Genomic DNA, 9734 nt, shown 5'->3' with positions numbered 1-9734 from the left:
CTGGGCGCGGGCCAGTTCTGCACCAACCCCGGGCTGGTGCTCGCCGTCGAGGGTCCGGGCCTGGACGCGTTCGTCGCTCCGATCGGAGGGGCGCCGCCGGATTCGGTGCCTAGTGCTTACGGCGGGATTTGGGTCCCTTGCCCTGTTTGGTCTGCGCGCGGGCCGCCTCCCGGCGTTCCCGCCGGGTGCCCTGTGGCTGACCGTCGTCGCCGTACTCCTCGGTGTCGCTGTGTACCGCGGTGCGGCCGCCCTCGTCCGGTCCGGAGTAGCTCAGACCGCGTGGACCCGACTGGTCGATACCCCGGGCCCGCAGCGCGGGGGGCGCGCCGTTGATGATCGGCAGCTTCTCGGTCGGGTACTGGCTCTCGGGCGGCGCCTGGGCTCCGGACAGCGGCGCACCGACCGGTGAACGCAGGCCCTGGCCGACCTGGACCCCTTCGGGCTGCGGCTGCTGCACCTCGACCTGGACGTTGAACAGGATGCCGGCGGCGTCCTCCTTCAACCCCTCGAGCATATTGGCGAACATATCGAAGCCCTCGCGCTGATATTCCACCAGCGGATCGCGCTGGGCCATGGCGCGCAGGCCGATACCTTCCTTGAGGTAGTCCATCTCGTAGAGATGCTCACGCCATTTGCGGTCCAGCACCGACAGCAGCACCTGACGTTCCAGGGTGCGCATGCTGCCTTCGCCCGCGAGCCCGTCGATCTCGTTCTCGCGCTGTTCGTAGGCGGCGTGCGCATCGTCGAGCAGGGTGTCCAGCAGATCGTCGCGGGTGAGTTCGCCCGCCTCCCCGACCTCGGTTTCACCGGTGAGTTCCTGGTGGGTCAGACTCACGGGGTAGAGGGTCCGCAGCGCGCCCCACAGCTTGTCCAGGTCCCAGTCCTCCACGTAGCCCTCGGCGGTGGCGCCGTTGACGTAGGCGGTGATCACATCGGTGATCATGCTCTGGACCTGGCCCTCCATATCCTCGCCGCGCAGGATACGGTTGCGCTCGTCGTAGATGACGGTGCGCTGCTGGTTCATCACCTCGTCGTATTTGAGCACGTTCTTGCGGATCTCGAAGTTCTGCTGCTCGACCTGGGTCTGCGCGCTCTTGATGGCCTTGGAGACCATCTTCGCCTCGATCGGCACATCGTCGGGCAGGTTGAGCCGGGTCATGATCGACTCCAGCGCGGCGCCGTTGAAACGCCGCATCAGCTCGTCGCCCAGCGACAGGTAGAACCGGGACTCACCCGGGTCACCCTGACGACCGGCGCGGCCGCGCAGCTGGTTGTCGATACGCCGGGAATCGTGACGCTCGGTGCCGAGCACGTACAGGCCGCCCGCGTCACGCACCGCCTCGGCATCCTCGGACACCTGCTTCTTGACCTTCTCCAGGGCGTGGAACCAGTTGGCCTGGTACTCCTCCGGCGTGTTCACCGGATCCAGGCCCTGCTGGCGCAGCAGGGTGTCGGTGATGATGTCGGGGTTGCCGCCGAGCACGATATCGGTACCACGACCGGCCATATTCGTCGCGACGGTCACCGTGCCGGGCCGACCGGCCTCGGCGATGATCTGCGCTTCCTTCTCGTGGAACTTCGCGTTCAGCACATTGTGCGGAACCCCGCGCTTGGTGAGCTGCTTGGACAGATACTCCGAGCGGTCCACGCTGGTGGTACCGATCAGCACCGGCTGGCCGGCTTCGTAGCGTTCCACCACATCGTCGACCACGGCGTTGAATTTCGCCTCTTCGGTCTTGTAGATGAGATCGGCCTGATCGGCCCGGACCATGGGCCGGTTGGTCGGGATCGGGATGACGCCCAGACTGTAGATCTGGTGCAGCTCGGCCGCCTCGGTCTCGGCGGTACCGGTCATACCGGACAGCTTGTCGTAGAGGCGGAAATAGTTCTGCAGGGTGATGGTGGCCAGGGTCTGGTTCTCCGGCTGGATCTCGACCTCTTCCTTGGCCTCGATCGCCTGGTGCATACCCTCGTTGTAGCGGCGGCCGACCAGGATGCGCCCGGTGAACTCGTCGACGATGATGACCTCGCCGTCGCGGACGATGTAGTCCTTGTCCTTGGTGTAGAGCTCCTTGGCCTTGACGGCGTTGTTCAGGTAGCTCACCAGCGGCGAGTTGGCCGCCTCGTACAGATTGTCGATACCGAGCTGATCCTCGACGAACTCCACCCCGGCCTCGTGCACGCCGATCGTGCGTTTTTTGATATCGACCTCGTAGTGCAGGTCCTTTTTCAGCAACGGCGCAATTCGGGCGAATTCGGCATACCACTTACTGGACGCGTCCGCCGGGCCGGAGATGATCAACGGCGTACGGGCCTCGTCGATCAGAATGGAGTCGACCTCGTCGACCACGGCGAAATTATGACCACGCTGGACGAGATCATCCAGCGAATGGGTCATATTGTCGCGCAGATAGTCGAAGCCGAATTCGTTGTTGGTGCCGTAGGTGATATCGGCGTTGTAGGCGTCACGCCGCTGCGCCGGGGTCATCCCGGACAGGATCGCGCCCACCTCGAGACCGAGGAACCGGTGCACCCGGCCCATCCACTCGGAGTCACGTTTGGCCAGGTAGTCATTGGTGGTGACAATATGCACACCGTCACCGCTGATCGCGTTCAGATACGCGGGTAGCACCGAGGTGAGGGTTTTACCCTCACCGGTCTTCATCTCGGCGATATTTCCCAGATGCAGCGCCGCGCCACCCATGATCTGCACCTTGTAGTGCTTCTGCTGCAGCACCCGCCACGAGGCCTCGCGGGCCACGGCGAAGGCCTCGAGCAGCAGGTCGTCGAGGGTTTCGCCATCGGCGTAGCGCTCCCGGAACTCATCGGTTTTCGCCTGCAGCTCGGCGTCGGACAAAGGCTCGTAGTCGTCCTCGAGCCCGATCACCTCGTCGGCGAGATGGGAGAGACGCTTGACCATGCGGCCCTCACCAAAACGTAGCAACCTCGACAGTGTCAGCGCAGGCACGAGTCTCGTCAGTCCTCTGGGTCGGTTTCGGCTCCGATGTTCACTCACTGCCGCACGGTCCCGGCGACGGGCCCGTAGCCGCAGCTTGCTTCATGGTAATGCGGCACCCATGGTAGGCGCCGCCGCATACCCGGCCGGTGCGCCCACGTCACAATCGGCGGCTACGACCACGGCCCGATATCCCACGGAGAGCCGGTACGCAAGGTCTCCAAATGCTTATCGAAATATCGCACACAATCGTGCGGGAACACCTGTCGGCTGGTCACAATGGAGTGCGGATTCCGGACTCCGAAGGAGCAGACACCAGCGTGATAGCGAGGCTGACAACGCAGGACGCGGACTTCTTCCGGCTGGAGTCGACCACCCACCCGGTGCATATCGGGTCGCTCGCCGTACTGGAGAACTCCACCGCGGACGGCGACCGGATCCTCGACTACCAGGGGCTGGTCGACCTGGTGGAATCACGGCTGCCGCTGGTACCGCGCTACCGGCGCAAGATCCGGGAAGTGCCCTTGTCGCTGGGGCGGCCCGTCTGGGTCGAGGACAGCCATTTCGATATCACCTACCACCTGCGCCGCTCCGCGCTGCCCTCCCCGGGGAGCGACGACCAGCTGCACGAACTGGTGGCCCGCCTGGGCTCGCGCCCGCTCGACCCGAGCCGGCCGCTGTGGGAGATGTATCTGATCGAGGGCCTGTCCGGCGGCCGGTGCGCGATCTACACGAAATCCCACGCCGCTCTCGTCGACGGCCGGGCGGCCCTGGAGATCGGCCATGTGGTCGTGGACCCGGACGAATCCCCGCGCGAGGTCGCCGACGATCTGTGGCGCCCGGGCCGCGAGCCCAGTGATACCGATCTGCTGGTGGGCGCACTCGGTCATCTCGCGACGCAGCCGGGCTCGGCGGTGGAGGTGCTGCGCGAGGCCGGAGCCAACGCGGCCGGCCTCATCGGGGCGGCGGGCCGGACGCTGGACTCGGTGGTGTCGGCGGTGCGTTCGGCGGCGAGCGGCACCCCCGACAGCCCGCTGAACGCCCGCACCTCCCGGCAGCGCCGGGTCGCGGTGGCGGTCACCGATCTGGCCGACTACCGGCGGGTGCACCAGCAGGCGGGATGCACCATCAACGATGTGGTCCTGGCCGTGGTGACCGGCGCGTTGCGCAACTGGCTGCTGTCGCGGAACAAGGGGCTCACCGAGTCGACGGTGCTGCGCGCGGTGGTGCCGATGTCGGGATACGGCAGCGATCCGGGCACGGGGCGCACCCTGCCCAACGAGATCACCCCGTTCCTGATCGACCTGCCGGTCGGCGAGCCCAGTCCCGTGATGCGTCTCTCCCATATCGCGCACGCCACCACCGAGGACGGCCGGCAACGACACGCGGTGCGTGCCCGCACCCTGATTCATCTGGCCGGCTTCGCTCCACCCAGCCTGCACGCGATGAGTGTGCGGGCGGCGAGTACGTTCGCAGACCATACGTTCAATGTGGTGATCACCAACGCGCCGGGCCCGCAGACGCCCATGTACGTCGGCGGCGCGCGGATGCTGGAGATGTACCCGGTTCCGCCACTGCTGCGCAACCAGGCGACGAGTATCGGGATCACGTCCTACGACGGGCGGGTCTGCTACGGACTCAATGCCGATCGCGAGGCGATGGCCGATATCGGAGTGCTGGCCGCGTCGGTGCCCGAATCGATGGAGGAGATACTCGGTGCCTGCCTCTGAGCGCAAGACAATGCGCGTGTACGTGCCGGCCACCGTGCCGATGCTGCGCGAACTCGTGGACAAACGTGAATTGCACGCGGTCGGGGGGACGGCCTTCGCGCTCACCCCGGCGCTGCGTGAGGCCTACGCCTCAGGTGACGACGAGGAATTGTCCGAGGTCGCCATCGGGGAGGCGGCGCGGGCCTCGCTGCGGCTGCTGGCCGACGAGATCCACAGCTCTTCGGCGCCGATGTACCGGCGCGCGGTCATCGCGGTCGACGCCACAGGTGTCACCCTGCGGCCCGACCTCGACGATGCCGTGGTGAAACTGGACGGGCCGATCCAGTACAAACGCATCGGCTCGGTGCATATGGATCTGGCCGAGGCCGAACCGGCGGTGGCCAAGGCGGTCGACATCATCGACGCCGCGGATCTGGGCGACGAGGACGCCGAGTTCGTCCTGGGCGATGCCGAGGACCACCAGCTGGCCTGGTATGCCACCCAGGAACTGCCCTTCCTGCTCGAACTGCTCTGAGCGCCGGGCCCGGCCCGACCGGATCCCGCGCGACCTGTGACCGGACGCCTTTGTGATCCGTCGCAGTCGCGACGCCATGGGCCCCGTGCGAACCTACGATGCCGTAACCTGACGTCGAGCGGTCGCCGACGGCGACCACGACGACAGAAGGACGAAACGGCAGCGATGGTTCTCAAGAATGTCCGGGAGTGGCTCGAGGCACCGGCCGCGAACGTGGCCGAACGCGGTGGCCGCCTCAACGTGCTACGCGGCGCGGTCGCCCGGGCCACCACTCCGCTGCTCCCCGACGACTACCTGCACCTGGCCAACCCGCTGTGGTCGGCACGGGAACTGCGCGGCCGGGTCGTCGACGTCCGCAAGGAGACCGCCGATTCGGCGACCCTGGTCATCAAACCCGGCTGGGGTTTCGACTTCCGCTATGAACCCGGGCAGTACATCGGGATCGGAATCCTGGTGCAGGGCCGCTGGCACTGGCGCTCCTATTCGCTCACCAGCCCGCCGGAATGGGAGGACCCGCAGCACGGCAGGAAGGTCATCGCGATCGCGGTGAAGGCGATGCCGGAGGGTTTCCTGTCGAGCCATCTGGTCAACGGTGTCTCCCCCGGGACCATCGTGCGGCTGGCCGCGCCGCAGGGCGCGTTCGTCCTCCCCTCGCCGCCGCCGCCGAAGGTGCTGTTCCTCACCGCGGGTTCCGGGATCACCCCGGTGATGTCCATGCTGCGTGCCCTGGACCGCCGCAACGCCGTCACCGACGTCGTGCACGTCCACTCCGCGCGCACCGCCCAGGATGTGATGTTCGGCACCGAACTCGCCGACCTGCACGACCGACACCCCGGCTTCGTCTCCCATGTCCATCTCACCGGAGAACAGGGCAAGTTCGCCCCGGCCACACTGGACGAGCTGTACCCGGACTGGCGGGAACGCCAGACCTGGGCCTGCGGCCCGCTGGGGATGCTCGCCGACATCGAACGGCACTGGCAGGACGCGGGTCTCGAATCCCGGTTGCACGTGGAACGTTTCGAGGTGGAGCGTTCGGCGAACGCGGAGGGCGGCACCGTCACGTTCGGCAAAACCGGCCGCACGATCACCGTGGACGGCGCCACCACACTGCTGGAGGCCGGCGAGTCGGTCGGCGTTCAGTTGCCGTTCGGCTGCCGGATGGGTATCTGCCAGACCTGTGTGGTGACCTTGAGTTCGGGTCACGCCCGCGATCTGCGCAACGGTACGGAACGCTTCGAGGGCGAGAAGGTCCAGACCTGCATCTCGGCCGCGGCCGGGGACTGCACACTCGAGGTGTGAGCGCGACCGGCCACAGGGTCGGTGAATCCACCCGGCACGGGTACCCTCGAACCGAAACGGAGGTTGCTTCCCGACCGGGAAGATCTTCCTTATCCGTTCGCCGTTTCCGGCCCGGGTCCCACACAGACCGGCAGTGCTGACGGCAAAATCGGCATACGAACGCGCAAGGCCGGGACGACGGCGGGACGGCCGCCCGACTCGCTCTCGTTTCCGCAGACAGCGCCTACAGAAAGGGACGCCGGTGGCCATCACCGACATCAGAGCCTTTGCCCACCTCACGGCCGCCGATGTCGAGACGTTGGGCCAAGAGCTCGACGGGATCCGGCGCTCGGTGGAGCAATCCCTGGGTGAGCGCGATGCCCGCTACATCCGCCGGACCATCGCCGCCCAGCGCGGCCTGGAACTCGCGGCCCGCGCGGTGCTCTTCGGTAGCCGCAACCGGTGGGCCTGGGTGGCGGGCACCGCGATGCTGTCGGTGGCCAAGATCATCGAGAACATGGAGCTGGGGCACAACATCAGCCACGGCCAGTGGGACTGGATGAACGATCCGGAAATCCACTCCACCAACTGGGAGTGGGATATGACCGGGCCGTCGGCGCAGTGGCGGCGAGCGCACAACTACTCCCATCACACCTACACCAACGTCCTGGGCAAGGACGAGGACCTGGGTTTCGGCATCCTCCGCATGACACGGGACGAGCCGTGGCGCCCCGTGCATCTGGTGCAGCCGGTCGCCAATGTGGTTCTGGCCGCGTTGTTCGAATGGGGCATCGCGCTGCACGATTGGAGCATCGAGAAAGAACTCGCCGGGGTCCCGCGCCATCAGCTCGGCTCCGAACCGAACCGGGCCTTCGCCCGCAAGATCACCCGGCAGGTCGCGAAGGATTTCCTGGTCTACCCGGCCCTGACCGGCCCGGCGTTCATCTCGACGCTGAAGGCGAACGCCACCGCGAATCTGGTCCGCAACCTCTGGGCGTACGCGGTGATCTTCTGCGGGCATTTTCCCGACGGCGCCGAGAAGTTCACCGAGGAACAATTGGTCGGCGAGACGCCCGGCGAATGGTATCTGCGCCAGATGCTGGGCAGCGCGAACTTCTCCGCCGGGCCGGTCATGGGCTTCATGAGCGGGAATCTGAGCTATCAGATCGAGCACCATCTCTTCCCCGACCTGCCGAGCAATCGTTATCCGGAGGTCGCGAAGCAGGTACGCGCGCTGTGCGAGAAATACGATCTGCCGTACACGACCGGGTCGCTGGGAAAGCAGTATCTGCTCGCCTTCCGCACCATCCACAAACTCGCCCTACCGGATCGATTCCTGCGACGCACCGCCGACGACGCCCCGGAAACGTCCTCCGAACGGAAATTCGCCGGGATCACCCTGCACCCGGATTCCGAGCACCGGCCCTGGAGCATCGACCCGGCCACCGGCAAACGACGTGGACTGCGATCGGCGCTGCACGAGGCAAAGGTGGCACTGCGCGCCAAAGCGGAGCACGAAAAGGAAGTGCTGCGCGCCGCCGAGCGGAATCTGCGGGCCAAGGCCAAACAGGAGCGGGAACTGCTGCAGGCCAGGGCCCGGCAGGAGCGGGCCCTGCTGCGGCGCGCACGGTATGCGCTGCGTAAGGCGAACGCACCCTCCGTCTGACGGACACCTCGCATCCGGTGAATGTTCCCCGCCGATATCGATTCGTGATGTAACGTGCGCCCGAGACCGGCCGATCATGCAATCGAGGTCCTGGAGTGATCCGCGTCAACAGCGATTGCTCTCGACCTAACATCCGCCTTTGGGACGCGCAATAGGGTCCACGCCACATTTTCTGCGGAAATCCCCAAACCTACGGTGCCGTAACTTACGGTAGGGTAGCCCCCATGGCTATTTCGGACGTCAAGGAATACGCGCACCTCACCGAGGCGGATGTGGAAGCGCTGGGAGCGGAGTTCGACGCGATTCGCCGCGACATCGAATCCACCCGCGGCGAACGAGACGCCCGCTATATCCGCAACGTCATCCGATTGCAGCGCGCGCTCGAGATCAGCGGCCGCACAGTTCTGTTCGCAGGCTTCCTACCGCCGGCCTGGTTCGCCGGCGTGGCCCTGCTGGGCACCGCCAAGATCATCGAGAACATGGAGATCGGGCATAACGTGATGCACGGTCAATGGGATTGGATGAACGATCCGGAGATCCACTCCAGCCACTGGGAATGGGATAACGCCGGCCCCTCCAAGCACTGGAAGCACACCCACAACTTCCTGCATCACAAGTACACCAACGTCCTGGGCATGGACGACGATATCGGCTACGGCCTGCTGCGCGTCACCCGCGATCAGCGGTGGAAACCCTTCAATATCGGCAACCCGGTCTACAACCTGGTGCTGCAGTCGTTCTTCGAATACGGCGTCGCCATCCAGCATCTGGAACTCGGCAAGGTCGCGGCCGGCAAGGTGAAGCCCGGCAGCCCCGAACGCGCCGAATTCGACCGTAAGGTCGACGAGGCACTGGCCAAGATCAAGAAGCAGGCCCTCAAAGACTATGTGGTGTTCCCCCTGCTCACCGGCCCGTCGTTCTTCCACACCCTGACCGCGAACTTCACGGCCAACGTGATCCGCAATATCTGGTCCAACGCGGTCATCTTCTGCGGTCACTTCCCCGACGGCGCCGAAAAATTCACCAAGGCCGATATCGACAACGAATCCCAGGCCCAGTGGTACCTGCGGCAGATGCTGGGCAGCGCCAATATCTCGGGCGGCAAACTCATGCACTTCATGACCGGGAACCTGAGCCACCAGATCGAACACCACCTCTTCCCCGACCTGCCCAGCAACCGCTACGCCGATATCGCGGTCCGGGTGCGCGAACTCTGCGATAAATACGATCTGCCCTACACCACCGGTTCGCTGCCGGTCCAGTACTTCAAGGCCTGGCGAACCATCCTCAAACTCGCGCTGCCCAACAAATACCTCCGCCACACCGCCGACGACGCCCCGGAAACGGCCTCGGAACGCAAGTTCAACGGACAAGCGGTCAGCACGATCGACCCGGCCACCGGAAAACGCCGCGGACTCCGCACAGCAATCGCGAAAGGGCGCGCTGCATTTTTGGCGGCGCCTTCGGCGCCGCGGGGTTCGGCCCTCTGAGCGTTTGCTGTCAGCCCTCGAGACTCGCGGCTGCGCCGCCTCGCTTCGAGGGCTGACAGCAAACGCGGGCCGAACCCTTTCAGGGCCTCGCTGAACTCGG

6 protein-coding genes are annotated in these 9734 nt (G+C 65.8%); 5 read left to right on the top strand and 1 reads right to left on the bottom strand.

Features of this window, described 5'->3' with window-relative positions; all coding sequences use genetic code 11:
* Positions 1-109: 109 nt before the first annotated feature.
* The gene (gene secA / locus AB0F41_RS31040) at positions 110-2968 is read right to left on the bottom strand and encodes a preprotein translocase subunit SecA (RefSeq protein WP_357430056.1); all 2859 of its coding nucleotides are present in this window, start codon (positions 2966-2968) and stop codon (positions 110-112) included.
* A 308-nt stretch (positions 2969-3276) separates the two neighbouring features.
* Between secA and AB0F41_RS31035 the strand changes: the two genes are divergently transcribed.
* From AB0F41_RS31035 to AB0F41_RS31015, 5 genes are all read left to right on the top strand, one after another.
* Positions 3277-4686: a wax ester/triacylglycerol synthase family O-acyltransferase gene (locus AB0F41_RS31035; RefSeq protein ID WP_357430054.1), complete on the top strand. Its 1410-nt coding sequence runs from the start codon at positions 3277-3279 to the stop codon at positions 4684-4686.
* A 10-nt stretch (positions 4687-4696) separates the two neighbouring features.
* Positions 4697-5200 (top strand): hypothetical protein, encoded by a 504-nt coding sequence (locus AB0F41_RS31030; protein ID WP_357430058.1) that lies wholly within the window; start codon positions 4697-4699, stop codon positions 5198-5200.
* A gap of 165 nt (positions 5201-5365) precedes the next feature.
* A complete protein-coding gene (locus AB0F41_RS31025; protein ID WP_357430052.1) occupies positions 5366-6499 on the top strand; it encodes a ferredoxin reductase in 1134 nt (377 codons plus the stop codon).
* Positions 6500-6740: 241 nt separating this feature from the next.
* Positions 6741-8144, top strand: a complete 1404-nt coding sequence (locus AB0F41_RS31020; protein WP_357430050.1) for a fatty acid desaturase — start codon at positions 6741-6743, stop codon at positions 8142-8144.
* 224 nt (positions 8145-8368) lie between these two features.
* The gene (locus AB0F41_RS31015; protein ID WP_357430048.1) at positions 8369-9634 is read left to right on the top strand and encodes a fatty acid desaturase; all 1266 of its coding nucleotides are present in this window, start codon (positions 8369-8371) and stop codon (positions 9632-9634) included.
* Positions 9635-9734 lie beyond the last annotated feature (100 nt).

Origin of the sequence: Nocardia sp. NPDC024068, assembly GCF_040638875.1 — a bacterium.
Lineage (GTDB): Bacteria > Actinomycetota > Actinomycetes > Mycobacteriales > Mycobacteriaceae > Nocardia.
This window is presented reverse-complemented; position numbering and strand designations above follow the sequence as displayed.